Source organism: Roseobacter sinensis (assembly GCF_025755255.1).
GTDB lineage: Bacteria > Pseudomonadota > Alphaproteobacteria > Rhodobacterales > Rhodobacteraceae > Roseobacter > Roseobacter sinensis.
This window is the reverse complement of the sequence record NZ_JALIEB010000026.1, coordinates 1-26,183: the sequence shown is the minus strand read 5'-3', so window position 1 is coordinate 26,183 and position 26,183 is coordinate 1. Positions and strand designations below refer to the sequence as shown.

General features: G+C 66.4%; 28 protein-coding genes. 12 read left to right on the top strand and 16 right to left on the bottom strand.

Features of this window, described 5'->3' with window-relative positions:
- Nucleotides 1-9: 9 nt before the first annotated feature.
- From MUB52_RS21780 to MUB52_RS21730, 11 genes are all read right to left on the bottom strand, one after another.
- On the bottom strand, nt 10-723 hold the full coding sequence (locus tag MUB52_RS21780) for a LuxR C-terminal-related transcriptional regulator (protein WP_263846263.1): 714 nt from the start codon (nt 721-723) through the stop codon (nt 10-12).
- 187 nt (nt 724-910) lie between these two features.
- A complete protein-coding gene (locus tag MUB52_RS21775; protein ID WP_263846262.1) occupies nt 911-2,098 on the bottom strand; it encodes a hypothetical protein in 1,188 nt (395 codons plus the stop codon).
- Nucleotides 2,095-2,769, bottom strand: coding sequence for a hypothetical protein (locus MUB52_RS21770; protein WP_263846261.1), 675 nt, complete (start codon nt 2,767-2,769; stop codon nt 2,095-2,097). Before MUB52_RS21770 ends, MUB52_RS21775 begins: the two co-directional genes overlap by 4 nt.
- The gene (locus MUB52_RS21765; RefSeq protein ID WP_263846260.1) at nt 2,766-3,665 is read right to left on the bottom strand and encodes a VWA domain-containing protein; all 900 of its coding nucleotides are present in this window, start codon (nt 3,663-3,665) and stop codon (nt 2,766-2,768) included. Before MUB52_RS21765 ends, MUB52_RS21770 begins: the two co-directional genes overlap by 4 nt.
- The gene (locus tag MUB52_RS21760; RefSeq protein WP_263846259.1) at nt 3,662-4,624 is read right to left on the bottom strand and encodes a VWA domain-containing protein; all 963 of its coding nucleotides are present in this window, start codon (nt 4,622-4,624) and stop codon (nt 3,662-3,664) included. The genes MUB52_RS21765 and MUB52_RS21760 overlap by 4 nt, the downstream gene beginning before the upstream one ends.
- Nucleotides 4,617-4,979, bottom strand: a complete 363-nt coding sequence (locus tag MUB52_RS21755) for a hypothetical protein (RefSeq protein ID WP_263846258.1) — start codon at nt 4,977-4,979, stop codon at nt 4,617-4,619. Before MUB52_RS21755 ends, MUB52_RS21760 begins: the two co-directional genes overlap by 8 nt.
- Nucleotides 4,976-5,881, bottom strand: a complete 906-nt coding sequence (locus tag MUB52_RS21750; protein WP_263846257.1) for a DUF58 domain-containing protein — start codon at nt 5,879-5,881, stop codon at nt 4,976-4,978. The genes MUB52_RS21755 and MUB52_RS21750 overlap by 4 nt, the downstream gene beginning before the upstream one ends.
- Nucleotides 5,878-6,834 (bottom strand): AAA family ATPase, encoded by a 957-nt coding sequence (locus MUB52_RS21745; protein ID WP_263846256.1) that lies wholly within the window; start codon nt 6,832-6,834, stop codon nt 5,878-5,880. The genes MUB52_RS21750 and MUB52_RS21745 overlap by 4 nt, the downstream gene beginning before the upstream one ends.
- Before the next feature lie 94 nt (nt 6,835-6,928).
- Complete coding sequence (locus MUB52_RS21740) at nt 6,929-7,846, bottom strand: hypothetical protein (protein WP_263846255.1); 918 nt, start codon at nt 7,844-7,846, stop codon at nt 6,929-6,931.
- Nucleotides 7,847-8,057: 211 nt separating this feature from the next.
- Nucleotides 8,058-8,387 (bottom strand): thiosulfate oxidation carrier complex protein SoxZ, encoded by a 330-nt coding sequence (gene soxZ, locus MUB52_RS21735; RefSeq protein ID WP_263846271.1) that lies wholly within the window; start codon nt 8,385-8,387, stop codon nt 8,058-8,060.
- 5 nt (nt 8,388-8,392) lie between these two features.
- Nucleotides 8,393-8,818, bottom strand: a complete 426-nt coding sequence (locus tag MUB52_RS21730) for a thiosulfate oxidation carrier protein SoxY (RefSeq protein WP_263846254.1) — start codon at nt 8,816-8,818, stop codon at nt 8,393-8,395.
- Nucleotides 8,819-9,020: 202 nt separating this feature from the next.
- On the opposite strand from MUB52_RS21730, the gene MUB52_RS21725 reads away from it, so the two are divergent.
- Together MUB52_RS21725 and MUB52_RS21720 are read left to right on the top strand one after the other, a co-directional pair.
- Nucleotides 9,021-9,740, top strand: coding sequence for an ABC transporter ATP-binding protein (locus MUB52_RS21725; protein ID WP_263846270.1), 720 nt, complete (start codon nt 9,021-9,023; stop codon nt 9,738-9,740).
- Nucleotides 9,737-10,528, top strand: a complete 792-nt coding sequence (locus tag MUB52_RS21720) for an ABC transporter permease (RefSeq protein ID WP_263846253.1) — start codon at nt 9,737-9,739, stop codon at nt 10,526-10,528. The genes MUB52_RS21725 and MUB52_RS21720 overlap by 4 nt, the downstream gene beginning before the upstream one ends.
- 10 nt (nt 10,529-10,538) lie before the next feature.
- On the opposite strand, the gene MUB52_RS21715 is transcribed toward MUB52_RS21720, so the two are convergent.
- The gene (locus MUB52_RS21715; RefSeq protein ID WP_263846252.1) at nt 10,539-10,742 is read right to left on the bottom strand and encodes a hypothetical protein; all 204 of its coding nucleotides are present in this window, start codon (nt 10,740-10,742) and stop codon (nt 10,539-10,541) included.
- Nucleotides 10,743-10,909: 167 nt separating this feature from the next.
- Here MUB52_RS21715 and MUB52_RS21710 point away from each other — a divergent pair, with 167 nt between their 5' ends.
- The 3 genes from MUB52_RS21710 (at nt 10,910) to pqqA (ending at nt 13,375) form a co-directional block, all read left to right on the top strand.
- On the top strand, nt 10,910-12,496 hold the full coding sequence (locus tag MUB52_RS21710) for a sensor histidine kinase (protein ID WP_263846251.1): 1,587 nt from the start codon (nt 10,910-10,912) through the stop codon (nt 12,494-12,496).
- A gap of 10 nt (nt 12,497-12,506) precedes the next feature.
- A complete protein-coding gene (locus tag MUB52_RS21705) occupies nt 12,507-13,187 on the top strand; it encodes a response regulator transcription factor (protein ID WP_263846250.1) in 681 nt (226 codons plus the stop codon).
- Nucleotides 13,188-13,276: 89 nt separating this feature from the next.
- The gene (gene pqqA, locus MUB52_RS21700) at nt 13,277-13,375 is read left to right on the top strand and encodes a pyrroloquinoline quinone precursor peptide PqqA (protein WP_263846249.1); all 99 of its coding nucleotides are present in this window, start codon (nt 13,277-13,279) and stop codon (nt 13,373-13,375) included.
- Between the two features lie 404 nt (nt 13,376-13,779).
- Here pqqA and MUB52_RS21695 read toward each other — a convergent pair whose 3' ends face one another.
- Both MUB52_RS21695 and MUB52_RS21690 read right to left on the bottom strand, forming a co-directional pair.
- The gene (locus MUB52_RS21695; RefSeq protein WP_263846248.1) at nt 13,780-14,844 is read right to left on the bottom strand and encodes a ParB/RepB/Spo0J family partition protein; all 1,065 of its coding nucleotides are present in this window, start codon (nt 14,842-14,844) and stop codon (nt 13,780-13,782) included.
- Complete coding sequence (locus tag MUB52_RS21690) at nt 14,841-16,151, bottom strand: AAA family ATPase (RefSeq protein WP_263846247.1); 1,311 nt, start codon at nt 16,149-16,151, stop codon at nt 14,841-14,843. The genes MUB52_RS21695 and MUB52_RS21690 overlap by 4 nt, the downstream gene beginning before the upstream one ends.
- A gap of 398 nt (nt 16,152-16,549) precedes the next feature.
- Here MUB52_RS21690 and MUB52_RS21685 point away from each other — a divergent pair, with 398 nt between their 5' ends.
- Entirely contained in the window at nt 16,550-17,242 is a 693-nt protein-coding gene (locus MUB52_RS21685; RefSeq protein WP_263846246.1) for a DnaA N-terminal domain-containing protein, read from the top strand.
- A gap of 125 nt (nt 17,243-17,367) precedes the next feature.
- On the opposite strand, the gene MUB52_RS21680 is transcribed toward MUB52_RS21685, so the two are convergent.
- Together MUB52_RS21680 and MUB52_RS21675 are read right to left on the bottom strand one after the other, a co-directional pair.
- Nucleotides 17,368-18,345 (bottom strand): HpcH/HpaI aldolase/citrate lyase family protein, encoded by a 978-nt coding sequence (locus MUB52_RS21680; RefSeq protein ID WP_263846245.1) that lies wholly within the window; start codon nt 18,343-18,345, stop codon nt 17,368-17,370.
- Between the two features lie 79 nt (nt 18,346-18,424).
- Nucleotides 18,425-19,048, bottom strand: a complete 624-nt coding sequence (locus MUB52_RS21675) for a response regulator transcription factor (RefSeq protein ID WP_404818260.1) — start codon at nt 19,046-19,048, stop codon at nt 18,425-18,427.
- A 249-nt stretch (nt 19,049-19,297) separates the two neighbouring features.
- Here MUB52_RS21675 and MUB52_RS21670 point away from each other — a divergent pair, with 249 nt between their 5' ends.
- From MUB52_RS21670 to MUB52_RS21645, 6 genes are all read left to right on the top strand, one after another.
- A complete protein-coding gene (locus MUB52_RS21670; protein ID WP_263846243.1) occupies nt 19,298-20,545 on the top strand; it encodes an aminotransferase class V-fold PLP-dependent enzyme in 1,248 nt (415 codons plus the stop codon).
- Between the two features lie 27 nt (nt 20,546-20,572).
- On the top strand, nt 20,573-21,772 hold the full coding sequence (locus MUB52_RS21665; RefSeq protein ID WP_263846242.1) for a malate--CoA ligase subunit beta: 1,200 nt from the start codon (nt 20,573-20,575) through the stop codon (nt 21,770-21,772).
- Nucleotides 21,769-22,656 carry a succinate--CoA ligase subunit alpha gene (gene sucD, locus MUB52_RS21660; RefSeq protein WP_263846241.1) on the top strand — a complete coding sequence of 296 codons (888 nt, stop codon included), beginning with the start codon at nt 21,769-21,771 and terminating at the stop codon, nt 22,654-22,656. The genes MUB52_RS21665 and sucD overlap by 4 nt, the downstream gene beginning before the upstream one ends.
- Nucleotides 22,656-23,630: a 2-hydroxyacid dehydrogenase gene (locus tag MUB52_RS21655; protein ID WP_263846240.1), complete on the top strand. Its 975-nt coding sequence runs from the start codon at nt 22,656-22,658 to the stop codon at nt 23,628-23,630. The genes sucD and MUB52_RS21655 overlap by 1 nt, the downstream gene beginning before the upstream one ends.
- A gap of 10 nt (nt 23,631-23,640) precedes the next feature.
- The gene (gene glyA / locus MUB52_RS21650; RefSeq protein ID WP_263846239.1) at nt 23,641-24,927 is read left to right on the top strand and encodes a serine hydroxymethyltransferase; all 1,287 of its coding nucleotides are present in this window, start codon (nt 23,641-23,643) and stop codon (nt 24,925-24,927) included.
- 167 nt (nt 24,928-25,094) lie between these two features.
- Nucleotides 25,095-26,087, top strand: a complete 993-nt coding sequence (locus MUB52_RS21645; protein WP_263846238.1) for a nucleotidyltransferase family protein — start codon at nt 25,095-25,097, stop codon at nt 26,085-26,087.
- Nucleotides 26,088-26,183 lie beyond the last annotated feature (96 nt).

The window sequence follows — 26,183 nt, the reverse complement described above, 5'->3', positions numbered from 1 at the left end:
AGCCGCCCGCTACTGCATCAGAAACGCGCGTGCTTCCGGCTCGTCGCCGCGTTGCGAGGCGATGACGCCTTCGACCATCACGACCGCCTGGGTCCGGTTGTGCACTCCCAGCCGCCGCAGCAGCGCGGTGATATGCGCCTTGACGGTCGCTTCGGCCAGCGACAGCTCATAGGCAATCTGCTTGTTCGGCTTGCCGCGGCAGATCAGCCGCATGATGCGTTTCTGCTGTGGCGTGAGCTCGGCCAGCTTGGGATGGTCGAAGACCTCCCCCGAGCCGGCGCAATAGTCCGGCGTCTGGTAGTCCTTCGGCACATAGGTCCGCCCCTGCATGATATCGGCCAAGGCCGTGCGTAACCCGCTGGCCGAGGTGTCCTTCGGCAGGAAGCCGCAGGCGCCGCGCTCCAGAAGTGACTGCACCAGATCGAACGACGCCAGCGACGAGACCACGAGGATCTTCGCGTCGGGCAGGTGCGCGCGCAGGCTCTCGAACCCGGAGATCCCGCTCACATCCGGCAGCTTGAGGTCGAACATGACGAGGTCCGGTGCAAATCCGTTCTTCGCCTCGGTCAGCGCGTCGGTCAGGTTCTGGGCCTTGCGAATGGTCGGCGCGGCGAAGACGATCTCCAGGGCCGACTCCAGAGCATCGCTGTACAGAGGGTGATCATCAACAATCAGAATGTCTGAAACCGCATCCTGAACAGCAGGCGTGCGTGCATGTTCCATCTAGGTTCCTCCCAGACTTGATCGTAGCCGCGCTGGCTTCATTTTCAACCAATAGTGAGGGAATGGCCGCAAAACCGCGGCAAAACCGCGGCAAAGCCGCCCGGCGGATCGGGTTTCCGGCGACCTAGCGGGTTGTTTTGTCATTATTTTGCATCTTTTGGGCCGTTCAGCGCCCCGATGTGCAGAATCACGCAGCCCGCAGGAAGGATCGCGCGAAGGCAACCAGCGGATAGGGGCGGCGCTCCGGGCTGAAGACCGCCTGGTCCAGCTGCTGCAACAAAAGCGCCCGCGCGTCCGAGGCGCCATCCCGGTGCAGGATCGCGGCCGCGGCGCGGCGCACGCCCTCCACACGGCCCGCGCGCGCCGCGGTCCGCAGCTGCCGGGCCAGCGGATCGAAGAGCCCGAACCGCTGCAGCGCTCGCAGCCCGCCCCAGTCCCGTCCGCTCGACGCATGGAGCGTGCCCGCAAGGCTCACCACAGCCGCCAGAACCGCAAGGCCCCAGCCGGGCAGCTGCGCCGCGTGCGGCCGCGCGCCGGATGTCGGTACCGCGGCCTCGGGGATCGCGGCACCGTAAGCCACCCGCTGGGCGCTGATCGTCACGCTGCGGGCAACCCGGTTCACCGTGTCGAAGTACTCGAAGGACATCGGCTCCACGATGGTCGAGGTGTCATTGCTCGGCCGGATCGTCCAGCGCCAGAACGCGAAGGATTGCGGCCCCTCCGGCGAGAGCTCGACAAAGCGCTTTTCGGGGTGCGGGAAGATCATCGCCGACGGCGAGGTCAGCTCCGGCATTGGCGGCAGCATCTCCGGCGTCACCCCCAGCGCCTCGATCCGCACCACCCGCAGCACGCCCTCGCCCGGCGTCAGCTGGTCCGGCGCGTTCGACCACTGATCGGAGATTTTCAGTTCGCGGACCGGGAACCACCAGCCATCCGTCTGCGGCGCGGGGGCGACCTCGATGGTCACCGGCTTGGAGAGCACCGCATGTTCGAACCAGTCGTCGCGCTCGTCCGTCAGGGTCAGCTGATGCGCGAAGGCCCCGATGGTGAGCGCGCCGGCGCGATCCGGAAAGACCGCCATGCGGCGGCGGAAGGTCTTCACGGTCTCGCCATTCAGACGCTCTTCGCGCCAGTCGTCATTGCCCAGCTGCGTCCAGCTGAACCCGTCGAGATCCGGCTGCTCCAGCTTCTCGCGGGTGATGTGCCTCCGGTAGATCCCGCGGATCGTGATCAGCACCATCTCCTTGACGACCGGCGGATGCGCCATCTCCTCCACCTCGATCCACAGGGTCAGATCGGAGGGCAGCACCGTCCTCGACTGCCCAAGCGCCCCCGCCGGAAGGGCCAGCACCAATAGGCACAGCAGCAGCCTCATCGCGGATCCTCCGGTGGCGGCGGCGCCAGCCCGGCCTTCACGCGGCGCTTGTGCTCCTCGGCGATGCGGGCCGCCATGTAGTCCCCCGGCACATCCGCCAGCTGCGCCAGCCAGCGCGCATCCGCCACCATGAACTTGTCGTCGAACACCCGCCGCACCCCCAGCCGCCCGCGGCTCTGCAACTCGGCGAGCCCGAGCATGGTGGTGCTGTTCGTGACTGCGTCGCCGGTGCCCGCGGCACGCCCGTCACCCCGGGCCACGAAGCCCTCCATCTCGGGCCCTTCCTTGCGTTCGGGAAAGAGCCCCAGCGCCGCGGGGTCTATGCCCAGACCTGCGTAATAGGCCGCAACCACGTCGAAATTCGCCTGTGCGCGCGGGTGCCCGCGCGCCCGCGCCAGATCGAAGGCCTCGAGCGCAGCCGCGTGGCGGCCCCGATGCGCCTCCGCATTGCCGAGGTTGAAGGGCTCCTGCGCTTCGGCGAACCGCTCCACCGCCGCGCCATACTGCCCCGCACGGTAATACGCCGCCCCCCGCCACTCCGGCGCCGCAAAGAAGGGCACCGCCAGCCCCGGCAGGCCCACGGCCATCAGCACCCGCCCGAAGGGCGCGGCCCCGCCGCTCACAACCGCCAGCGCCAGGCCCAGCACAGAGATCGCGCCCAGCAGCCTCACGGGCGCGCCTTGCGAAACAGAAGCAGCATCGGGATCAGCGCCAGCAACAGCAGATACCGCCCCAGGTCCTGCCAGAAGAGCAGCGGATAATCCTGCCGTTCGAGCCGGGTGCGCGCCTTCGCCGACACCCAGTCGGCGAGCGCATCGGTCTCATCCAGCGTGAAGACCCGGCCCTGCCCCGCCGCGGCATGTGTCTCGAACGCGGCAGTGGGCGTCTCAAGCGCAATCAGCGACAGCCGCGCGCCCCGTGCCGCAATTGCCCCCGCCGCCCGAAGCGAGGCCGTGCCCAGGCCGGCTCCATCGCTCAGCAGCACCACGTCGCCCGCCAGCACCTCCGCCTCGGCCAGCAGGTCCACAGCCATTCGCAGGCCCCGCTCGGGCCGCGAGCCGGGGTCGGGCACCGTCTCCGGCCCGATCAGCGACAGCGTCTGGCCCAATTGCAGATGATCCAGCGTCAGATCCATCGCCACATAGGCATCACCCGCATAGACGATGAGCGCACCGGGCCGCGTCCCCAGCGCAGCGAGGCCGAACCGCCCCATGGTCAGCATCTGCGGCCAGCGCGCATCCTCGGTCACGCTCGCCGAGGCATCGACGACGAAGATTGCCGCATCGAGATTGCGGAAGGACAGCGTGTCGCGCCGTTCGATCGCCGGGCCTGCGAGACCGACAAGGATCAGACCCAGCGCCCCCAGCAAGGCCAGCAGCGGTGCGCGGCTCGCGCCCTTGTCCACCCGCCCCAGCGCCGCCATCGCACGCAGCAGCGCCGGATCGGAGGCTTTCGGCCAGTCGCCCAAGCCCCCCCGGCGCGCAAAGAGCCACCAGCCGAAGAGCACAAGGGCCGGCAGACCGAGCAACCACAGCGGACGCAACAGGGTGAGATCGACCCCGCTCACGACAGCTCCCTCCAGCCCAGCCAGAGCCCGAGTCCAAGCGCGAGACCGGCGGGCCACATCCAGTAATCCCGGAACACCTCTGCCGCCAGCCCGTCGCTGTCCGTCGCCTCCAGCCGGTCGAGCGCCTCGGCCACCGCAGCCAGATCGTCGGTGGTCTTGACCCGGAAACTCTCGCCGCCCGACATCTGAGAAATCGCCCGCAGGGTCGCCGCATCGACCACGCCGCGCTCACCTTCGGCCGCTGTCTCCACGTCCTTCGGCCCCAGCGCAATCGTATGCACGCGGATGCCCATGCTTGCCGCCAGCTCCGCGACACCGCGCGGGTTGGTGGCGCCCGCGTTGTTCACGCCGTCCGACAGCAGGATCACCACACGGCTCGCGGCCTCGCTTGTCGCCATGCGCTTGATCGCAAGGCCCAAGCCGTCCGAGATATTCGTCGCCCGCCCCGATATCCCGATGGTGGCCTCTTCGATGCGCCGGGCAATGGCCTCCACATCGAAGGTGAAGGGGGCGGCGTAGTAGGCCTCCGAGCCGAAGACAATCAGCGCCACCCGGTCGCCGCCGCGGCGCCGGGCAAACTCCGCCCCTACGGTTGTGACAGCCTCAAGCCGCGTGATCTGCCGACCGTCGAGGTGGAAGTCGTCCCGCACCATGGAGCCCGAGAGATCGAGTACAATCGCCAGATCGCGTCCCGTCACCTTCAGCGCCGAGACGGGGGCGAGGTCCCGCGGGCCGGCGGCGGCCAGCAGCAGCAGCGCCCAGACAGCCCAGAGCCCGCCTTGCCGGAGTGAAACGCCCGCCGGGTCGCCGCCGCCCGCACCGGCGCGGATCAGGGCGCTGCCAACCCGGTCCGGCACGGTGATCGCTCCGCCCACCAGATCAGCAGCCCCGATCAGTCGCGCCGCCAGCAGGGGCAGCGGCAAGAGCAGCAGAACCCACGGATCGGCCAGCTCAAGCATGGCGGCGGACCTCCGCCTCCAGCGTGGCCAGATCGACGCCGCCGCCCGGCGCATAGATCTCCCCGCGGATCGCCGCGTAGCGCTCGGGCGCCCGGGCCCGCAGCAAATGCAGCAGCGCCACGCGCCGCTCTGCCTCGGGCAGCGCGCGGCTCTCGGCCAGCGGATCACGCCGCTGGGGTCGCTGCGCGGACCGGCTGAGCAGGCGGATCAGCCCCGCAAGGATCAGCGCCACAAGGCCTGCCAGCCCGACGGTCGCGGCGAGATCGGCGACGAGACCCCCCGCCGCCTCCGCCGGCAGCTGAATGTCCCGCAGGCTGGCAAGCATCGCCTCTTCGCTCAGCGCCCGGTCGGTCATGCGGCCTGCGCCTCGGTGAGGCCCGCGACGATCCGCCGGGCGGTCTGCTCGACAGTTTCGCCCGCGTCGAGCACCAGCGCCGGGCGTCCGGCGATCCGGCGCGCAGGCTCCTCCGCCGCCGCGGCGGCACCCCCGAGGCTCAGCCGGATCCGGCGGCCATCTTCCGTGCGGATCGGATAGCGCCCGCGCGGCATCCGCCCGATCTGCGCATCCGTCACCAGCAGCAGGCGCGGCCTTCGCCGCCGAGCGAGCGCGCTCAGCCGGTCAGCCAGACCGAGGCCGGGTTTATCGAAGCCCGAGGCGATCACCAGCTCGGCCCCGGGCGGCACCAGCCGGTCGGCCCGCGACAGCGCCTGATCGAGAGGCGGGTCCGCCCCCTGCCCCGCCGCCAGCGCCGCAAGGCCCGCCTGATGCGCCTCGACCATGCCGCCGATCACATCGAGCATCCCACGGCTGCGCCCGCGTGCGGGCACAATCACCGGCGCAGCCCCGGTCAGCGCCAGAAGCCCCACGCGCCCGCCGCTTTCCACCACGCTCCAGCCGATCAGGCTCAGCGCTTCGGCGGCACAGACCGACCGGAAGGCGCGGCGCAGCCCCCAGAACATCGCAGGCCGGAAGTCGGCAACCAGCAGGCTCACGCGGTCGCGCTCCTCCTGGAACTGCCGCACGTGCAGCCGGCCGGTGCGTGCCGTGGTGCCGCGGTCGAGATGGCGCAGATCGTCGCCCGCCACGTATTCGCGCATATCCGCCACCTCCAGCCCGTGCCCCTTGCGCCGGGTGGCGAAACCGCCAGGCAGCGCGGCGAGCGCCGGTGCGCTCTCGGCGGCAAGTGCGACACGGCGCAAGGCGATCAGGGTGTCGGAGCGCAGGCCGACGCCCGGAGCCTCGAGCGCCTCGTTCATAAGGGCGGGGTGGCGGCCAGAATATCCGCCACCACATCGCGCGGCTTGCGCCCATCGGCCACGGCACGCCAGGTCAGCACCATCCGGTGCGCCAGCGCGTCCCCGGCCAGTGCAGTCACATCCTCCGGCATCGCATAGTCGCGCCCCTGCAGATAGGCCCGCGCCCGTGCGGCCGCAGCCAGCGCCAGCGAACCGCGCGGCGAGACCGCATGTTCGATATCGCCCGCAAGGGGCCCCTCGCGCGTGGCCAGCACCAGCCGCACGATGAAATCCCGCAGCTCGGGCGCCAGATGCACCGCCCGCACCGCCGCGCGGGCCTCGGCCAACTGGCCCAGCGTGACCGCCTGCGCGTGCGGCACACCACCTTGGGTCTCGGCCTCGACCAGATCGAGGATGCGCCGCTCGGTCTCCAGCCCCGGCAGCTCCAGCACCACATGCAGCAGGAACCGGTCGAGCTGCGCCTCGGGCAGCGGAAAGGTCCCGTCATGCTCGATCGGGTTCTGCGTGGCCACCACGAGGAAGGGATCGGGCAGCGCATGGGTCTCATTGCCCGCGGTCACCTGATGCTCGGCCATCGCCTCCAAGAGCGCCGATTGCACCTTGGGCGGCGCGCGGTTGATCTCGTCGACCAGCACCAGATTGGTGAAGACCGGGCCGGGCACGAACTCGAACGTGCCCTCCTGCGGCTTGTAGACCGGGGTGCCGGTGAGGTCGGACGGCATCAGGTCCGGCGTGCACTGGATGCGCGCAAAGCTGCCCTCCACCGCCTCCGACAGCCACTTGACCGCGCGGGTCTTGGCCAGCCCTGGCGGGCCCTCCACCAGCAGGTGCCCATCCGCCAGAAGCGCGACCAGCAACCGCTCGATCAGAACCTCATGGCCCACCAGACCATGCGCAAGCACCGACGACAGCGCCGCCACGCCGTGCTCCGAAGGCTGGGCCCTTGTATCCATATCTCCTCCCGGCCGCCACACCGGACGGCCTCGCCGAGATCACGGTACCCGCGCGGGTCCGTCACGCAAATACACCCGAAAGTATGACACCGGCTCAGATCGGGGCGCGTTGGCAACCCGGTGCGATCAGCGCGGCAAAGCGCGCATCCGCCATCGTCTCGGCGGCCTGCGCGGCCAGCGTGTCATACTCCGCGTCCACATAATCGATGAACCCCGGCTCCGTCGTCTGATCCACCGGCGCCTCGGCAACCGCATGCATCATGAAGACGTCGAAGGCACAAAGCCCCACCGGGTTCGAGCGCAGCATCGCCCGCATGAACCCGCGCGACTCCCACGGCAACCGCTGCAGGTTCAGCGGAGTCTCCTGCAGTTTCGACTGGAACGCCGCAGCCCGGTCGAAGAGCAGGATATCCATGCCGAAGGTGAAGGACTGGAACAGCTCCTCCACCAGGATCGACGTGTAGAACGACCGCTCCAGCGCGCCCACATCCCCCGCGCGCGGCTGCTTGACCATGATATGGGTGCCCTGCCCGCGCCTGCCGAAGAAGGTCTGCGCCATGGCCGGCGAGGTGGCGGCGAAGTACCGCTGGTGCGGCAGGCCCAGCTGATAGATGCCGTTCATCCAGCTCAGATCGTCCGAGAGCGCCTGATTGGGCGGGTGCCCGGAGTAGAGCCGCAGCACCACCGTGCGCCCCGACCCGCAATTGGCCGCGCCGGCGCCCGCATAGCGCATCGGCAACGGCTTTCCGAAGACGTGCCGCGCGAGATCCCGGAAGGCGTTGATCACCTCCAGTGAGTTCGGATGCGGCCGCTCACCCACAAGGCAGAGGCTCGCGCCGGCCAGATCGCGCCCGTTGATATGCACCGGGATCGTGAGGTCTCGCCCCACCATCGTGGTGCGCAGCTGATAGTTCCAGCCCTTGCGCGCCAGCTCCACATAGGCCACGCGATCCGCCGCCGCCTGAGTGGCCGCGAGCAGGATGAACATGAGGCACAACAAGGCACGACGCATGGGCGCAAATCCTCCGGTGCCCTCGAACCTAGGTCGCGGGTCCCGAGGCGTCCACGGATTTGTTGTCTGGAGGTTCTTTCACGAAAGACCGGCGCACAGCATCAAACCTTGCACCCGGCCGGCACTGCCGGCCAGCCCCCGACCATCCCCACGGGAGGGGGCTAGCCTCTGGGTTTGTGCGGGAGCATCTCCGATTTCCCCGGGCGTAGCTCTACGTCACCGTAATCGCCTTGCTGTCGGTATAAACCGCCCCGTCATCGTCATACCAGGTGAAGCGGAAAACCCCGCTCTCGATCACCCGCGCGCGGAACTCGAAGAAGGGGTTGGTGGATACACCGGGATGCACCTCGATGTCGACAACCGTCTCACCCTCGAACGCGCAGACAAACCGGTGGATGATCGACCGCGGGATCACCGCACCCGCCTCATGCCGCCGCTGCCCGCTCTCCATCCGGTGGGTGATCAGCGTCTTGATCGTGATCACCTCACCCGCCGCCGCCACCTGCGGCAGTTTCACCCGTGATTTGACCCCCGCCGCCATCGCGTTCACGCCCCACAGCCGCCGACGACCACATCGACCGCCTGCGCCACCTGCCGCACCGTGCCATCGGGCATCCGCGCCAGTGCCAGCACCTCTTGGGTGCGGGCCAGACGGATGCGCGTCGCCAGCTGCTGCTCCACCGCACGTGGACCGAACCGCGCCAGCGCGATGGGCTTCACCGGGTTCTCGGGCGCCACGATCAGCAACGCCTCGGCGCCCTCGGCCGCCACCCGTATGGGCACGCGAAAGCCATCCTCGGCCACTGGCTCCATCGTCAGGATCACACCGCCGGGCGTGATCTCGGCGCCGTTTGCAAAGGCGGCAATCGCCTGCGCGGCGGTGATGTCATCGGCCCACAGATGTCCGGGAAAGCCAAGCGCCAGAAGCGTGGCCGAGCCGGACACCAGCATCCTGCGCCGCGTGATCGCCAAGATCTCTCCTCCCGCAGGGACGGCCACCAGCCTAGGCCACCGGCCCGAAACCCCGCAATGACAATGTCGTGAGGCGGCGCGCGCGGTTGCGACCAAAGGCTCGGTCCGGGCGCTTGTGGCCCCCCGGGTTTCGGGGCAAGCTGCGCCCATGGGCCAGGTGGGGAGGACGCGTGACCAGAGTGAGACCGGCGGGCACGCCGCCATGACGGGCGGGCTGAGCGTTCGCGATCTGAGCTTTCACTACGGGCAGAAATGCGCGCTCGACGCGGTCTCGCTCGATGTCGCACCGGGGCGGTTCTGCGCGCTTCTGGGCCCGAACGGCGCGGGAAAATCCACCCTCGTCTCGCTGCTCACCCGGCTGCTGGTGGCGCCCGAAGGTGACATTCATATCGCAGGGCACGACCTGCGCACCGCCCCGCGCAAGGCGCTTGCCGCCCTCGGGGTGGTCTTCCAGCAGCCCACGCTGGATCTCAATCTGACGGTGCGACAGAACCTTGGCTATTTCGCCGCCCTGCACGGGCTGCCCCGCGGCGAGGTGCCGGGGCGCATCGACGCCGCGCTCGGCCGGCTCGACATGCGCGCCCGCGCCGACGAAAAGGCGCGCGCGCTGAACGGAGGCCACCGCCGCCGGATGGAGCTGGCGCGCGCGCTCCTGCACGAGCCGAAGGTGCTGCTGCTCGATGAGCCCACCGTCGGCCTCGATGCCGCCGCCCGGGCGGCCATCACCGCCCATGTGCACGATCTGGCCGAGCAGGGGCTCTGCGTGCTCTGGACCACGCATCTGACCGACGAGGTGCGCGACAGCGATGCGCTGCTGGTGCTGCACCGCGGCCAGATCCTGCATGCGGGGATCACCGGCGAGATCCGGGGCGATGCGCCCCTCTCGGACTGGTTCCTCGCCCAGACCGGGGCTGCGGCATGAGCGGGTTCTGGGGTGTGACCCGCGCCATCGTGGGCCGTGAGTTCCTGCGCTTCATCCACCAGCGCGAACGCTTCATCGCCGCGCTTGTGCGCCCGCTGGTGTGGCTGCTGATCTTCGCGGCGGGCTTTCGCGCGGCGCTCGGCCTCTCGATCATCCCGCCCTATCAGACCTACATCACCTACGAGACCTACATCGTGCCCGGCCTCTGCGCGATGGTGCTGCTCTTCAACGGCATGCAAAGCTCGCTGAGCCTCGTCTACGACCGCGAGATGGGCTCCATGCGGCTACTGCTCACCTCGCCCTTCCCGCGCTGGTGGCTGCTCTTCTGCCGGCTCTTCGGCTCCACCGCGATCTCGATCCTGCAGGTCTACGCCTTCCTCGCCATCGCCGCTGCCTTTGGCATCACCCTGCCCACGCTGGGCTACATCGCCGTGCTGCCCGGGCTGGTCCTCGGGGGGCTGATGCTGGGGGCACTGGGTCTGGTACTCTCGAGTTTCATCTCGCAACTGGAGAACTTCGCGGGCGTGATGAACTTCGTCATCTTCCCGATGTTCTTCCTCTCCTCGGCGCTCTACCCCTTGTGGAAGATGGCCGAAAGCTCACCGCTCCTGCGCGATATCTGCGCGCTCAACCCCTTCACCCATGTGGTCGAGCTCATTCGCTTTCTGCTCTATCTGCAGCTCAACTGGCACGCGCTTGCCTGGGTGGTGCTCAGCACGGTTGCGCTCACCCTGCTCGCCGTCTGGGGGTATGACCCCGCGCGCGGGTTGATGAAGCGCAAGGGCTGAGCCTGTGGCCTCAGGCGTCCTTTTCCGCGAAGTTCACGGTGCGGCAGCGCCAGCTCTTGATGTCGAAGTTGGGGTGGCTGGCCGACCACTTCGCCAGCTCGGGCTGCGCGCCCATCAGGCACTGCATCGGCGAAATATCAGTGAAGACAAGGCTGCGCTCGCGGCACTCGTCCGGGGCCGTCGCGAGACAGGCGACAAACAAAAGCTCGATCATGGTGCGAAATATCCTGTTATTGTTTTCTGCTCGTGCGCACGGCAAAACCCTAGACTTAAGTCGGTAAACTTCTCCTTAACACAGGCGCACGGGCCCGGTTTTGGGACCAGATGGCGCAGTTTTGGCCAAATTTTTGCACAGTTGCCCGATTTCCGGGACCTTGCGGGATGACCGCCCGCCCCGCGCTCTCGCTCAAGCTGCGGCTGTCCATCGGCGCCGCTCTGCTGGGCGCGGGCACGATCCTGACCGCGCTGATCCTCTATTTCGGGCTCAACGAGGTGGCCGGGCGGCTGGACGCGGCGCTGGCCTCGGAGAACCGCATGGCGCGGTACGCCAGCCTCTCCACCCAGGCCTCCACCTTCCTCGTCGTGGCCACCGAGGCCGTGCAGACGGGCCAGCCGACGGGCAGCCGCATGGAGCGTCTCGCGCCCGTGATGGACCAGATGCGCCGCACCTTCGTGCAGCTGCACGCCGATGTGGAGGACGCCGTGCAAGCCGCCGAAGCGCTCGGCCTCGACGAACAATCGCGCTATGGCACGCAGTCGCTGGGCATCGCGCGGATGCAGGCCGCGCTCGACAGCACCGAAACCGGCCTCGCCGAGGATGAGGAGACGGCCCGGCTGCGCGCCCACCTGAACGGCTTCGCCTCGCGCTTCGACCAGCTGCTCAGCCAGGCGGTCAACACCGAGGTGCTCTTTCGCAACAACATCCTCGCGGGCATCGACGCGCTGCGCCAGCGGCTCACGCTCGCCGCCATCGGCATCGCCTGCGCCACGGCGCTGGCCATCGCGGCGTTCTATCTCGGCCTGATCCGCCCGCAATTCGCCCGGCTCGACAGGCTGCGCGCCGCGGCGCATCAGATCGGCACCGGCGATTTCTCCCTGCAGCTGCCGGTCAGCCGCGCCGATGAGATCGGCCAGCTCTCCTCCGAGACCAACCGCATGGCCGCCGCCCTGCTCGACCGGCAGCGCGAGGTCCAGGCGGAATGGGCGCGGCTCAACGACACCATCGCACGGCGGACCGAAGAGCTGCGCACCGCCAATGCGCAGCTGGCCGACATCGACGACCGCCGCCGCCGCTTCTTCGCCGACATCAGCCACGAGTTGCGCACGCCTCTGACCGTGATCCTGATGGAGGCGCAGATCGGCAAGACCGGCAGCCCTGATGCCGAAACCGCCTTCGCCACCATCGAAAACCGGGCCGCGCGGCTCAACCGCCGCATCGACGATCTGCTGCGGCTCGCGCGCTCCGATACCGGCGAGCTGGCGCTCGACATCACCTCCGTCCCCCTGCCGGAACTCATCGAGGAGGTGCGCGGCGAGGCGCAAGCCGAGATTGACAGCGCCGGCATGGAAATGGAGATCGCCCGCCCGCCGCAGGTCACGCTCACCTGCGATCCGAACTGGGCGCGCCAGGTGATCGTCAGCCTGGTCCGCAACGCGATCCGCCACGCCCGCGCCGGCACGCAGCTGCGCCTCGCCGCCGTGGCAGAGGCCGGGCACGTCACCCTCTCGGTCAGCGACAACGGCCCCGGTGTGGCGGAAGCCGATCAGGCGCGGATCTTCGACCGCTTCGCGCAAGGCACCTCGGCCACCGCCACGGCCGGCTTCGGCGTGGGCCTGGCGCTGGCCAAATGGGTGATCGAAGCGCAGGCCGGCAGCATCGCCCTGCAGAGCCCCCTGCCCCGCGACGAGGCGCTCGGCTCAGCGCCCGGGACGAAGATCTCGGTTCGCCTGCCGCGCAAGACCGATTAGGCTCTCCCCCGTGAACAGGCTCCTGATCATCGATGACGACCCCGAGATCACCTCGGCGCTGGCGCGCGGGCTGGCGCTGCACGGCTATGAGACCGAGGCCGAGAATCGCGCCGACCGCGCGCTGGATCGGCTCTGCGCGGGGCACCATGTGGGCGCCATCGTCGACGTGATGCTGGGTGCCGACAGCGGCATCGATCTGGTGCGCGCGGCCCGGGCGCAAGGCGCCACCTTGCCGATCCTGATGCTCTCGGCGCTCTCCGAGGTCGAGCACCGCACCGCCGGGCTCGAGGCGGGGGCCGATGACTATGTGGTCAAACCCTTCAGCTTCGACGAGCTTGTCGCGCGGCTGCGGGTGCAGGAGCATCGCGCCCAGGCCCAGCGGCCGCAGCCGGCCCGCCTGCACGCGGCCGGGCGTGTGCTCGAAAGCGCCGCAGGCCGGGTCTCCCTGACCGAACGCGAATTCGCCCTGCTGGAGCTGCTGATGCAATCGCCCGATACCCCGGTGCCACGGGTCGAGATTTTCGACGCGCTCTGGGCCGGTGAAGGCTCGGGTAACGAAAACGTGGTCGATGTCTATATCGGCTATCTGCGCAAGAAGCTCGCCACATCTGATTTTGGTATGGAAATCAGGACGTTACGCAATAAGGGCTTCTGCCTGACCGGGAAACTCCCGGTCCGGGTCGAAGACTGAGGCACCCGCCTTCTCAGAAAATAAGAGTCGCGGAACGCCCGCCACTCTGCCACGGTTGGTCAGCTTTGATCGCCATTGGAGGACATATCATGGCCTGGACAAAACCGACGATCCGCGAAATCGCCTGCGGCATGGAAATCAACATGTACGGCCCCGGTGAGGACGACGAGCGCGAAGTTCTGATCTGACCCTTTGGTGGCGCGCCAAGATCGCGCGCCCTCCACCGTTTTCTCCCTGACAGGGTGTCCGTCCCCGACCGCGAGGCGGGGGCGCCGCATGACTTTACATCGGTGCCGAAAGCTCCCTCTCTCCAAGCCTTGGAGCTTCGGCACCGGATACCTCAGCCAGAAACCTACCTAACATATTGATATAGAGGGATAAACCGTCTCTGCTGCGGTGCGTCTTGCTGGTTACCCGTGGGTAACCCGGCGGAGCCCCCTTGCCCCTCCCCATTGCGCCACAGCCAGACGGTGCGGAGGGTTCGCAACTGCGGCTGCCGCGCCCTCGGCTTGCGGCACCCGCACTGGCCGGTTACCCGTGGGTAACCCCGCCCTCGTGGCGCATCCGGTTACCCACGGGTAACCGCTACGTCTCAGCGGATGCGGGGACCGCCGCGCAAGGCTTCTTCAAAGGCCTTCACCGCCTCTTCCAGACGGGCCTTGGGGATCGTCGCAAAGTCGCGTTCGCTCACGATCCGGCATTCGCCGTCACGTGCCGTGACCTTTGTCTTGCCGATGAAGAACTCGAACTTCTGCTTGGGCGCGGCACTCTCCCGCGCGGCCCCCTGCCCCCCCTTGCTGCTCTCGAGGAAAGCGGCCAGCACCCGGTTCTGCGCCTCGGGTGAGCCGCACTCCATCAGCTGGGCGCGCAGGGCCTCGGCCTCCTCGGGCTTGCGGAGCGCCCGCGCCACGTCAACGCCGAGGTTGCGCGCCACCTCCTTCGGCCAGTGCAGCGCATCGCCGAGAACGCTGAGCAGGAAGACGAAGTTGCGGATGTAGGAGCGCTTGGTCTTGTGCAGCGCCCCATAAAGCCGGTTGACCAGCTCCGCCGGATCCACCTCGTCGACGCCATCGTCCGCTGCGGCGGTGATCGCCACCTGCGCCATCTCGGCAAAGGTCAGATCCTCGCGCACCACGTTCTCTTCGACCATGTCCACATAGCGCGCGATCCGGTCCGCCTGCCCCGGCTCGATCCGGGCAATGATCGTCGCGAAAGCCTCCTCGCCGGTCTCGCTCTGTAGCTGCGAGAGCGCCGTGAAGCGCCGCCAGCCCTTCTTGAGCTGATAGCGCCCGTCCGGTCCCACATAGACCTCCACAGGCTCTTTCTGGCCCCGCTCGCGGATCGAGGCCTTCAGCTCCTCCATCTCGTCCGAGGCGGCCACGGCTTCCAGCTCCAGCCGGTCGCGCGGCAGATCGTCGGTAGCGATCTCGCTGAGCGCCAGGTTCACCAGCACACGGCCCTCTTCCCGGGCGGCACGGAACGCCTTGGCGTCCTCGGCGTTCTGCCGGCGCTGCGCCACCTTCGCCTCGGTCGTCTCCTGCAGGGTCTCCGCAGCCTCGCGGACCGCCGCACCCATTGGTCCCGGTGCACGGTCGCGCCGTTGCGGTGTGACGCCCGTCTCCAGAGGCGCAAACCCAAATTTGTTCTTGCTGCTCATTCCGCGGCCTCCTTCCGGCTGGCGGTCTCTGTCCAGGCCGCCAGCACCGTCTTGAGAAACTCGTCATAAGCCCGGTCAAAACTCTGCCGGGCGCGCTTCCAGGTTTCGCGGGTCATCTGGCGATAGTCCTGCTCGTAGACCGACATCTGGAACCGCCCGGATTGCTCGACCGCGCGGGTCATCTCGATCGGGTTGGCACAGACGTCGGCGCCGAAGACATTCTGGAACGCCTCCATCATCGCCGCATGCAGCGGGTTGGCGCCTTCGAACCGCGTCATCAGCAAACGGATATCGGAGAAGCGTTTCGGAAGCGTGATACCGGCGTCCGCCGCAAGGTCCCGAAAGCCTTCGGAGATATCGGCCATGGCATCGCCCAGTTGCCCGAGGTAACTCGTGGTGCTGTCATACTCCCAGTACCCGGGCCCCGATGGGATGTAGAGGATGTCGGCCGCGAAGGCCGCGTTCAGCGACTGATAGCCGATGGCCGGCGGGCAGTCGAAGAGGATGATGTCGTATTGATCGTCGGGCAGCTCATCAAGGTAGCGCGCGACACAGCCGAAAAAGCTCCAGGCCTTGTGCAGCGAGCGGTACTGCGCACTGGCGAACTCGACGAAAGCCGCGTTCGCGCAGGAGGGGATGATGTCGATGGTGGGCCAGCAGGTGGGCTGGATGAAATCCTGAAACCGCTGCGCGCCGATCGAGCGCACATCTTCCGGCAGCTCATCGGAGGAGGGGTAGGGGCAGTCGTCGGGGTCGTCGTAGCCCTCCATGATCCGGTCCGCCTCGCGGCAGAGATCACGGCACATGATGCCCCAGACCGTGTTCCACTCCTTGACCTCGGTGATGCCCATGGAGTGGGTGAGCGTGGCCTGCGGATCGAAGTCGATGCAGAGCACGCGATAGCCGTCAAGGGCCGCGGCATTGGCCAGATGCTGGGCGACGACGGTCTTGCCGACACCGCCCTTGAAGTTCGACACCGCCACCCGCATGGCGCGGCCCTTGGGGCGTGCGGGCTGGAGCGTCCTACCTCGAAACCGCATCCGGCGGCGCAGCTCGTTGATCTCCTCGAGCGAGAACCAACGCTGCCGGCCATCCTCCTCCGTCAGCCCCTGAGGCAAGGATGGATCTTCGGCGAGCTTCTTGCGCAGGGTGTCGGCCGGCACATCGAACATGAACTGACTGATCTCCCAAATCGAGAAGGGCCGCAGCTCCTTGACCTCGCCGGGTAAGAAGGTGGCCTTGCGTACGGCGGCCTGCTGGGCAAGGCTGCGTTCATTCATGGTCAGAAGGTCATTGTGGTCTCTCATGGCTCGGCTCGCGTTTTTTGCTGCGCTTCCATGAATAACGGGATTTTGGGATTTGAGCAAAAGGAAAGTGGCAGATTGGGAAAATGCGCAATCTTGCGAAGTTTTCGCAGACACTATGCCTGAAGCCGAGCGGCGCTCATATATTTGGTGACAGCCGAAGCGCGGTTTGCTGAGATATGGTGTCACTGACATGCGGATAGGGTGACAGCGAAGCGTCACCCTTATCCAATATACCTGAATTACATATTTATCTTGAAACTTTGATAGAACGTCCCGCTATTCGCTTTGTGTTGACAGAATACGGGATATTGAGGTTGTCTAAGACAGAAACAGAATCGGTCCGGGAGAGACCGGTCTGTGAGGCGGACAGATGACAGGACATAGGACCCTATTCGGAGATGGACCCCCAGAGACTGACCGGGCCGGACGCCGGTGTGCTCAAATACGACCTGCTCACGGCGCTCTCGGTTGCCGGGCTGAACGGGTCGCCCACGGTGCAGACCTCTTTCATGCGGCTGATGGCTCTGGTCACGGCCCGCTACAACTGGCGCGCCGACGAGTTCTGCGTGGGCCAGCGCGACATGGCGCGCATGTGGTCGGTGAACGAACGCACCGTGAAACGGGAGATCAAGCGGCTGGTCAGCGCCGGGGTTCTGATCTGCAAGCGGGCCGGCGTCCGGGGCAGGGTGGGGGCCTATCGGCTGAACTATGGCGAAATCGCGCGGCTGTCGGAGCCATGCTGGGCGCTCGTGGGTCCGGATTTCGAGGCGCGGATGCAGGCGCGCTATCGGCCGGTAGAGACCAAAGTCATCAAGTTAGAGACTTATCTGCGGGACGACCCTCCAGCAGAGGTGATGCCCCGTGGGCAGCCCTGGGACCGGGTGCGCGCCGAGCTCGCAGCGGGGCATCCCGATCTGTTCCAGGCCTGGTTTGCGAAGCTTGCATTCTCGAGCTGTGAGCGCGGCGATTTGCGATTGAAGGCCCCGAGCAGCTTTGTCCAGCGATATGTGGAGACCCATCATATGCCGGTGCTGCTTGCTGCGGCGGAAGCGGAGTTCGGACCGCTGGAGCGGGTGATCTTCGAGGTTTAGACCCTAACAAGGCGTTTTTGCGCTTCGGTGATGCCACGGAGACGACCGCATAGTCGAACGGGCCAGGCCGTGCCCGGCCTGCCTCTCAACAGAAACCTGCCGCTGGACGAAGCGGGGTAGGGGGCTCAGCCGCCAGAGATTTGCTTGGCTTTCTCGACCAATACCTCCGCCTGCCGGATCGAGGCATAATCGATGAGCCGGCCGTCGAGGCTGACCGCGCCCTTGCCTGCGGCTTCCGCCTCGGCCATGGCTTCGAGAATGCGCTTGGCCTTGGTGATCTCGGCCTCCGACGGGCTCATCACTTCGTTGGCGAGCGCGATCTGGCTGGGGTGGATCGCCCACTTGCCCTCGCAGCCCAGGACGGCGGCGCGGTAGGCGGCGGCCTTGTAGCCTTCCGGGTCCTGGAAGTCGCCAAAAGGTCCGTCAATGGGGCGCAACCCGTTGGCGCGGGCGGCCACGACCATGCGGGCCAACGCATAGTGCCACATGTCGCCCCAATGGGTCGCGCGGTTGCCGTCCGCATCCGGGTCGGTGAGTATGGAATAATCCTCGTTCACGCCACCGATGATCGTGGTGCGGGCGCGGGTGGAGGCGGCGTAATCCGCCACGCCGAAATGCAGGCTTTCGTTGCGTTTGGACGCCCCGGCAATCTCGGTGATGTTCTGCATGCCGAGGGCGGTTTCGATGATATGCTCGAAGCCGATCCGCTTGGTGTGGCCCTTTGCGTCCTCGATCTGGGTCACCATCATGTCGACGGCATAGACGTCCGCGGCGGTGCCCACCTTCGGAATCATGATCAGGTCGAGCCGTTCGCCCGCCTGTTCGACCACATCGACCACGTCGCGGTACATGTAATGGGTGTCGAGCCCGTTGATGCGCACGGACATGGACTTGTTGCCCCAGTCCACCTCGTTCAATGCCTTGATGATGTTCTTGCGGGCCTGCTCTTTCTCATCCGGGGCGACGGCATCCTCGAGGTCGAGAAAGATCACGTCTACGTCGGATTGTGCGGCCTTTTCAAACATTTGTGGCTGGCTGCCGGGCACGGCAAGCTCGGAACGATTGAGGCGGGCAGGGGCCTGTTGCACGGGGTGGAATGACATCTGCGGGACCTTTCTTGCGAGTCATAAAATTGCGCGAGAAAGGTCAGCGGCGCAGGATAATGTCAAGCCCGAGTTCGGTCTACTTCGGTATACCGCCGATCCCGTCGCGGTCGAGCGCCAGCTGCGAGGAATAGTAGAAGGCGATGGCCTGCGCGCGGTTCTTCACGCCGAGCTTTTCATAGAGGTTTGAGAGGTGAAATTTCACGGTGTTGATCGTAACGCCGATTTCCTTGGCGAGCTCGCGGTTGGTGAGCCCTTTGGAGAGTGCCGCGAGCATGACCCGCTCTTTGCGGGAGAGTTGGTGGATCGGGTCGTTCTGCAGATCGCGCACGTCGAGGAAGGGGAAGACCATCTTGCCGGCGGCCACATCGGCACAGGTGTCGAGCAGCGTCTGCGCGTCGCTGGAGCGGGGCGCGAAAGCAGCGGCTCCCGCGGTCATGCAGAGCCGCGGCAGATCGCCGGTGTGCTCAGCATAGACCACGATGCGGGGCGCATTGGCCTGGTCGCGCAGCACCTCGATCAGCTTGGCGCCGCCGAGCGCGGGCAGATTCCAGTCGATCACACCGACCTGCACGGGCACGCGCATGACGGTGCCGAGAAAGCCTTCGGCGGTGGCGGCGGAGGCCACGAGCGAGAATCGGGGGTCGCGGTCGATGATCTCGGACAGCGCCGAGAGCACCAGCGGGTTGCTATCGGCGAGCATGATGTCGATCGGAGGGGGTGTTTTGCTAAGGGATTGATTCATCTTCATTAATTCTAAAAACCTACCCATTTAGGTGGTATATATCTCGGTATACCTGGGTATTCCATACAAAAGTATAGGGATTTTCCCACCCATTTAGCTACCCAAAAGTAGGCAAAGGGGCGTTTTCTTTACCAGCGGGTGCGATCAATCTCTATCATGGAAAGATTTCGATAAGAATCTTCGCGTTTTGCGAAATGAGGAGGACCCATGACCGACTTCACGCCGTTCCCACAGTTGGAGATCCCCGAGACCATCGCAGCCGGTCCCGGGCCGGGCAATACAGATGCGCGCGTGCTGGCGCGCTATGCCGGGGCAGGGTTGGCCGACCATATGCACGCCGACGTGCTGCGCGGCATGGTGGAGTGCAAGCAGATGCTGCGCGCGGTGATGGGTACGCAGAACACATATACCTTCGGCGTGGCCGGCACCGGGTGGAGCGGGCTCGACATGATGTTCAGCGCGGTGCAGCCGGGCGATAAGGTTGTGATGTTCGTGAACGGGACGTTTTCCGGCATCGATGGGCTGACCGTGCGGATGAAGGCGGCGACGGCTGAGGAGCTTGCGGCGAACCCGCTCGACCCGCAGGCGGCGAGCGTTGTGATCGTGGACGTGCCGCACGGGCAGAGTGTGACCGGCGAGCTTGTCGAGGCGGCGCTGGCCGAGCACACGCCGAAGTGGGCGGCGATGGCGCATTGGGAAACCGGCTCGGGCCGGGTCAATGACATTGAAGGTTTCAGTGCAGCTTGTGAAAAACACGGCGCCTTGGGGCTGGTCGACGCGGTGTCGAGCCTCGGCGTCGGGGATTTCCGGATCGACGACTATCCGGGCGTGCACGGCTGGGCGTCGTGCCCGCAGAAGGGCATATGCTGCCTGCCGCTGACATATGCGCCCGTGTCTTTCACCGATACCTACATCGACGCGCTGAAGGCGACCGGCACGCGGACCTTCTGTCACCATCCGATTCTGGAGGCGCGGCACTGGGGTGTGATCGACGGGCAGGACGTGGAGAAGGGCACCTATCACCGGACACATTCGGCCTATGCGGTCTCGGCCTTCCACGAGGCGCTGCGCATCTGTTTGCAGCAGACGATTGCGCAGCGCGCGTCGGATTACAGCTTCCACGAGGCGGCGCTGCGGGAGGCGGTGCAGGCGATGGGCTGCGAGGTCACGTCGAACATGCCGTCGCTGGTGGTGCTGAACCTGCCGGACGCGCTGGCGGGCCGCGAGATGGAGCTGGTGCAGCACTGCCGCGCGCAGAACTTCGGCATCTGGCCGACGTTGTCGGAGCCGGTGCAGGTGCGTATCGGCATCCTGAACCTGCTGAGCGAGGCGGCGATCGCCGACATCGTGCGGCGCTTTGCGGCGGCTCTGTGCGAGTTGGGCGGTGAGGTCGATCAGGCGCAAGTCGATGCCGTGCTGCAGCGGCATTACGGGAGAGCGATGGCCGCAGAATAACCGACGTCATCATGGGAGGAGAGCGTCATGGATATTCACGAATATCAGGCGAAAGAGGTGTTGGCGAGTTTTGGAGTTGTGAGCCCGGATGGGGCGTTGGCCTATAGCCCGGAGCAGGCGGCGTATCGCTCGCGCGAATTGGGCGGCGAGCGCTGGGTTGTGAAGGCGCAGGTGCACGCGGGTGGCCGTGGCAAGGCGGGCGGCGTGCATGTCTGCGACAGCGACACGGCGATCTACGATGCCTGCGAGAAGCTCTTTGGCGCGAAGCTGGTGACGCATCAGACCGGGCCCGAAGGCATGGGCGTCTACCGCGTCTATGTGGAAAAGGCCGTGGCGATTGCGCGGGAGATCTACCTGGGCTTCGTGCTGGATCGGACATCGCAGCGGGTGATGATCGTGGCCTCGTCGGAGGGCGGCATGGAGATCGAGGAGATCTCGGCCGAGAAGCCCGAGAGCATTGTGCGGGCGACGGTGGAGCCGGCCGTGGGGCTGCGCGAGTTCCAGTGCCGTCAGATCGCCTTCAAGCTGGGCGTTGATGCGGGGCTGGTGCAGCAGATGGTGCGCACGCTGCAGGGCTGTTACCGCGCCTTTACCGAGCTCGATGCAACCATGGTCGAGATCAATCCGCTGGTGATCACGGCGGATGATCAGGTGGTGGCGCTCGATGCCAAGATGACCTTCGATGACAATGCGCTTTTCCGCCATCCGCAGATCAGCGAGCTGCGCGACAAGAGCCAGGAGGACCCGCGCGAGAGCCGCGCGGCGGATCGCGGGCTGAATTACGTGGGGCTCGACGGAAATATCGGCTGTATCGTGAACGGCGCGGGGCTGGCGATGGCGACGATGGACACGATCAAGCTGGCCGGCGGCGAGCCTGCGAATTTCCTCGACATCGGCGGCGGGGCCACGCCGGACCGGGTCGCCAAGGCCTTCCGGCTGGTGCTGTCGGACAAGAAGGTGCAGGCGATCCTCGTCAATATCTTTGCGGGCATCAACCGCTGCGACTGGGTGGCCGAGGGTGTGGTGCAGGTGCTGCGCGAGATCGAGGTAGACATGCCGGTCGTCGTGCGGCTGGCGGGCACCAATGTGGAGCAGGGGCAGAAGATCCTCGCGGCCTCCGGGCTGCCGATCATCCGCGCCACGACGCTGAACCAGGCCGCCGAGCGCGTGGTGCAGGCCTGGCAGAACGATCAGGCGCAGGGCGTGAACATGAGGGCGGCCTCATGAGCATTCTTCTCGACAGCAGCACCCGGGTCATCGTGCAGGGGATCACCGGCAAGATGGCGCAGTTTCACACCCGCGACATGCTGGACTATGGCACCAACGTCGTGGGCGGTGTGGTTCCGGGCAAGGGGGGCGAAACCGCCTGCGGTCTGCCGGTGTTCGACACGGTCGAAGAGGCGGTCGAGGCCACCGGCGCGGAGGCCAGCCTCGTCTTCGTGCCGCCGCCCTTTGCGGCCGACAGCATCATGGAAGCGGCGGATGCAGGCATTCAGTATTGCGTCTGCATCACCGACGGCATCCCGGCGCAGGACATGATCCGGGTGAAACGCTATATGTACCGCTACCCCAAGGAGCGGCGCATGGTGCTGACGGGCCCGAATTGTGCGGGCACGATCAGCCCGGGCAAGGCGCTTCTGGGCATCATGCCGGGGCATATCTACCTCAAGGGCCATGTGGGCATTGTCGGGCGCTCGGGCACGCTGGGGTATGAGGCCGCGAGCCAGCTCAAGGAGCTGGGCATCGGTGTGTCGACCTCCGTTGGCATCGGCGGCGACCCGATCAACGGCTCGTCCTTCCGGGACATTCTGGAGCGCTTCGAGGCCGACCCCGAGACCCATGTGATCGCCATGATCGGCGAGATCGGCGGCCCGCAGGAGGCGGAGGCAGCGGAGTACATCCGCGACCATGTGACCAAGCCCGTTGTGGCCTATGTGGCGGGGCTGACCGCGCCGAAGGGGCGGACCATGGGGCACGCGGGCGCGATCATCTCGGCCTTTGGCGAGAGCGCGTCCGAAAAGGTCGAGATCCTCTCGGCCGCCGGTGTGACCGTCGCGGAGAACCCCGCGGTGATCGGCGCGACAATTGCAGATGTGATGGAGGCAGCGTGATGGTGAAACCCAGCGTTCTCGTGACCCGGCGGTGGCCGGCGGCGGTGGAGCAGAAGCTCGCGCATGACTTTGACGTGGAGCTCAACCGCAGCGACCGGCCTCTGACGCCGTCGGAACTGCGCGCGGCCTTCCTGAAGTATGATGCGGTGCTGCCGACGGTGACCGACCGGATCGGCGCGGAGGCGCTGGACGTGCCGAAGGCGCAGACGAAGATCCTTGCAAACTACGGTGTCGGATACTCGCATATCGATCTGGACACGGCGCGGCGCCACGGCATGGCGGTAACCAATACGCCCGATGTGCTGTCGGAATGTACGGCGGATCTGGCGATGACGCTGATGCTGATGGTGGCACGCAGGGCAGGGGAGGGCGAGCGCGAGCTGCGGGACGGCCTCTGGGACGGCTGGTGCCCCACGCATCTGGTGGGCACCAAAGTCTCGGGCAAGGTGCTCGGCATCGTGGGCTTCGGTCGGATCGGGCAGGAGATGGCGCGGCGTGCGCATTCCGGGTTCGGCATGAAGATCGTTGTCTTCAACCGCTCGCCCGTGGCGCCCGAGGTGCTGGAGCGTTTCGAGGCGGTACAGGTGGAGAGCCTGGACGCGCTGTTGCCGCAGTGCGATTTCGTCTCGCTGCATTGCCCTGGCGGGCCGGAGACGCGCAAGCTGATCAACAGCCGCAGGCTTGACCTGATGAAGGAGGATGCCTTCCTGATCAACACCGCGCGCGGCGAGGTGGTGGATGAGGCGGCGCTGGCGCAATCGTTGATGTTCGAGACCATCGGGGGTGCGGCACTCGATGTCTTCGAGCGCGAGCCGGCGATTCACCCGATGCTTGAGCAATGCACGCGCAACCTGGTGATGCTGCCGCATCTGGGCAGTGCCACGCGCGAGGCGCGGCAGGCGATGGGGTTCCGCGTGCTCGACAATCTGCATGATTTTTTTGAAGGAAAACAACCGCGCGACCGCGTGGCGTAAGGAGACAGACATGAACGTAGTGCATCGCGACACCGGGTTTTTCACCACCGATCTGGCCGATCGGGATACGGAGCTTTTCGCGGCCATCTCGAAGGAGTTGGGTCGTCAGCAGGACGAGATCGAGCTGATCGCGTCGGAGAACATCGTCTCCAAGGCGGTGCTGCAGGCGCAGGGCTCGGTTCTGACGAACAAATATGCCGAAGGCTATCCAGGGCGGCGGTATTATGGCGGCTGCCAGTATGTGGATGTGGCGGAAAATCTCGCGATCGAGCGGGCGTGTCAGCTCTTCGGCTGTGACTTCGCCAACGTGCAGCCCAACTCGGGCAGCCAGGCCAATCAGGGCGTATTTCAGGCGCTGCTGCAACCGGGCGACACGATTTTGGGCATGAGCCTCGATGCGGGTGGGCACCTGACCCATGGGGCGCGGCCCAACCAGTCGGGCAAGTGGTTCAACGCGGTGCATTACGGGGTGAAGCCCGACACGCTCGATGTGGATTACGATCAGATCGAGGCGCTGGCGGTGGAGCATCAGCCCAAGATGATCATCGCGGGCGGCTCGGCCATTCCGCGCCAGCTCGACTTTGCGCGCTTTCGTGCCATCGCCGACAAGGTGGGCGCTTACCTTCTGGCCGATGTTGCACATTTCGCGGGGCTGATTGCGGCGGGTGTCTACCCCTCGCCGTTCCCACATGTGGATGTGGCCACGACCACCACGCACAAGACCCTGCGGGGCCCGCGCGGCGGGTTGATCCTGACCAATGACGAGGGCCTGGCGAAGAAGTTCAACTCGGCGATCTTCCCCGGTATTCAGGGCGGGCCACTCATGCATGTGATCGCAGCGAAGGCGGTGGCTTTCGGTGAGGCGCTGATGCCGTCCTTCAAGGATTACCAGATCCAGGTGATCCGCAATGCCCAGGCCCTGGCGGCCCGGCTGCAGAAAGGCGGGCTCGATGTGGTCACTGGTGGGACCGACACCCACCTCATGCTGGTCGATCTGCGCCCCAAGGGCGTGAAGGGCAACGCGGCGGAGACCGCCCTCGGCCGCGCGCATATCACCTGCAACAAGAACGGTATCCCCTTCGACACGGAGAAACCGACTGTGACCTCGGGGCTGCGCCTTGGCACGCCAGCGGGGACGACGCGCGGGTTTACCGAGGTCGAGTTCGATCAGATCGGCGGCTGGATTGTCGATGTGGTCGAAGGTGTGCAGGCCCATGGCGCAGAGGGTGACGCCGAGGTCGAAGCGCGGGTGAAAGGCGAGGTTCTGGCGCTCTGCGCGGAGTTCCCGATCTACTGAGCAGGCGCGCAGAGCTGATCGCGGCCCGCCACCGTCCTCGGGTGGCGGGTCTTTTTGCCATTGGTTATACAGCATAATACATCGTTGATGTATAGCGATTGGATCGCTATTATACATCAAAATATAGTTTTGATGGGTAACCCATGCAGTTCCACTCACAGATAGGCATGTCCGCTTATCACGACCTGTTGCGTTTGCTGCGGGACGCGGCGGTGTCAGAGCTGATTGGCACGCCGGTGGCGGTCACGGTCAAGGGGCGGGTGTTCTGGTACGACAAGTACAGGATCGGCAACACGATGGGGCAGAGGTACATCGGACCCGACAGCGCCGAGCTGCGCGACCGACTGGAGCGGGCGAAGACGCTCAAGGCCCAATCGGAGGCGCGTCGCCGCGAACAGACGCGGCTGGTGCGCCTGTTGCGCGCCGAAGGCTATGCCTCGACCGACCAGCGCACCGGCAGCCTGCTCAACGCTTTTGCGCGGACGGGGGTCTTCCGGCTCGGCGGGACGCTGGTCGGCACGGTGGCCTTTCGGCACTACGAGGGCGAGCTTGGCGTGCGGCTGGGGTTCGATCAGCTGGCGCAGACCGGTGATATCGACATCGGCAGCTTCGAGCGGCTGTCCTTCGCGGTGGGCGACACCGTAGAGACACCTCTGGCGGATGTGTTCAAATCGCTGGCCTTCGACCCGGTGCCATCGCTCGATCATACCCGCACCTGGCGCTGGTCGCAGGGCGGTGGCGAGACGTTGGTGGAGTTTCTGATGCCGGCGCACCGCGATGAGGGTGTGCGGGATCTGCCGGCCCTCGGGGTCAGTGCCCAGGCGCTGCGGCATCTGGACTATCTGCTGGCCGATCCGATCCCGGCCGTGTCGCTTTATCGTTCGGGCGTGCTCATCCAGATCCCGCGGCCGGAACGTTTCGCCATTCACAAGCTGATCGTCGCTGACCGCCGGGCAGGGGGCCCGGATGCGCAGAAGGCCGCGAAGGACCGGGCGCAGGCAGCCTATCTCATCGAAGCGCTGGCCGAGCTGCGCCCGGATGAGTTGCGCGAGGCCTGTCTTTCAGCCGAGGCCCGCGGGCCGAAGTGGGCCGCGCGGATGGCGGCGAGCCTCGCGCTCATGCCGGACAGCGCCGCCGTGCTTTCGGAGCTGCGCGCTTAGGCCGCTGCAATCGGTTGTGGCTGTGAACTCACGGTGAAGTGCAATTTCTGATATGTCTTTTTATTCCAATCGGTTCTGGATCTCCATCAGCTTGGC

What these genes read in the sequence shown, in the direction of transcription:
- MUB52_RS21780 (WP_263846263.1), bottom strand. Translation starts at nt 723, where the DNA reads ATGGAACATGCACGCACGCCTGCTGTTCAGGATGCGGTTTCAGACATT.
- MUB52_RS21775 (WP_263846262.1), bottom strand. Translation starts at nt 2,098, where the DNA reads ATGAGGCTGCTGCTGTGCCTATTGGTGCTGGCCCTTCCGGCGGGGGCG.
- MUB52_RS21760 (WP_263846259.1), bottom strand. Translation starts at nt 4,624, where the DNA reads ATGCTTGAGCTGGCCGATCCGTGGGTTCTGCTGCTCTTGCCGCTGCCC.
- MUB52_RS21755 (WP_263846258.1), bottom strand. Translation starts at nt 4,979, where the DNA reads ATGACCGACCGGGCGCTGAGCGAAGAGGCGATGCTTGCCAGCCTGCGG.
- MUB52_RS21750 (WP_263846257.1), bottom strand. Translation starts at nt 5,881, where the DNA reads ATGAACGAGGCGCTCGAGGCTCCGGGCGTCGGCCTGCGCTCCGACACC.
- MUB52_RS21745 (WP_263846256.1), bottom strand. Translation starts at nt 6,834, where the DNA reads ATGGATACAAGGGCCCAGCCTTCGGAGCACGGCGTGGCGGCGCTGTCG.
- MUB52_RS21740 (WP_263846255.1), bottom strand. Translation starts at nt 7,846, where the DNA reads ATGCGTCGTGCCTTGTTGTGCCTCATGTTCATCCTGCTCGCGGCCACT.
- soxZ (WP_263846271.1), bottom strand. Translation starts at nt 8,387, where the DNA reads ATGGCGGCGGGGGTCAAATCACGGGTGAAACTGCCGCAGGTGGCGGCG.
- MUB52_RS21725 (WP_263846270.1), top strand. Translation starts at nt 9,021, where the DNA reads ATGACGGGCGGGCTGAGCGTTCGCGATCTGAGCTTTCACTACGGGCAG.
- MUB52_RS21720 (WP_263846253.1), top strand. Translation starts at nt 9,737, where the DNA reads ATGAGCGGGTTCTGGGGTGTGACCCGCGCCATCGTGGGCCGTGAGTTC.
- MUB52_RS21715 (WP_263846252.1), bottom strand. Translation starts at nt 10,742, where the DNA reads ATGATCGAGCTTTTGTTTGTCGCCTGTCTCGCGACGGCCCCGGACGAG.
- MUB52_RS21710 (WP_263846251.1), top strand. Translation starts at nt 10,910, where the DNA reads ATGACCGCCCGCCCCGCGCTCTCGCTCAAGCTGCGGCTGTCCATCGGC.
- pqqA (WP_263846249.1), top strand. Translation starts at nt 13,277, where the DNA reads ATGGCCTGGACAAAACCGACGATCCGCGAAATCGCCTGCGGCATGGAA.
- MUB52_RS21695 (WP_263846248.1), bottom strand. Translation starts at nt 14,844, where the DNA reads ATGAGCAGCAAGAACAAATTTGGGTTTGCGCCTCTGGAGACGGGCGTC.
- MUB52_RS21690 (WP_263846247.1), bottom strand. Translation starts at nt 16,151, where the DNA reads ATGAGAGACCACAATGACCTTCTGACCATGAATGAACGCAGCCTTGCC.
- MUB52_RS21685 (WP_263846246.1), top strand. Translation starts at nt 16,550, where the DNA reads ATGGACCCCCAGAGACTGACCGGGCCGGACGCCGGTGTGCTCAAATAC.
- MUB52_RS21680 (WP_263846245.1), bottom strand. Translation starts at nt 18,345, where the DNA reads ATGTCATTCCACCCCGTGCAACAGGCCCCTGCCCGCCTCAATCGTTCC.
- MUB52_RS21675 (WP_404818260.1), bottom strand. Translation starts at nt 19,048, where the DNA reads ATGCTCGCCGATAGCAACCCGCTGGTGCTCTCGGCGCTGTCCGAGATC.
- MUB52_RS21670 (WP_263846243.1), top strand. Translation starts at nt 19,298, where the DNA reads ATGACCGACTTCACGCCGTTCCCACAGTTGGAGATCCCCGAGACCATC.
- MUB52_RS21665 (WP_263846242.1), top strand. Translation starts at nt 20,573, where the DNA reads ATGGATATTCACGAATATCAGGCGAAAGAGGTGTTGGCGAGTTTTGGA.
- sucD (WP_263846241.1), top strand. Translation starts at nt 21,769, where the DNA reads ATGAGCATTCTTCTCGACAGCAGCACCCGGGTCATCGTGCAGGGGATC.
- MUB52_RS21655 (WP_263846240.1), top strand. Translation starts at nt 22,656, where the DNA reads ATGGTGAAACCCAGCGTTCTCGTGACCCGGCGGTGGCCGGCGGCGGTG.
- glyA (WP_263846239.1), top strand. Translation starts at nt 23,641, where the DNA reads ATGAACGTAGTGCATCGCGACACCGGGTTTTTCACCACCGATCTGGCC.
- MUB52_RS21645 (WP_263846238.1), top strand. Translation starts at nt 25,095, where the DNA reads ATGTCCGCTTATCACGACCTGTTGCGTTTGCTGCGGGACGCGGCGGTG.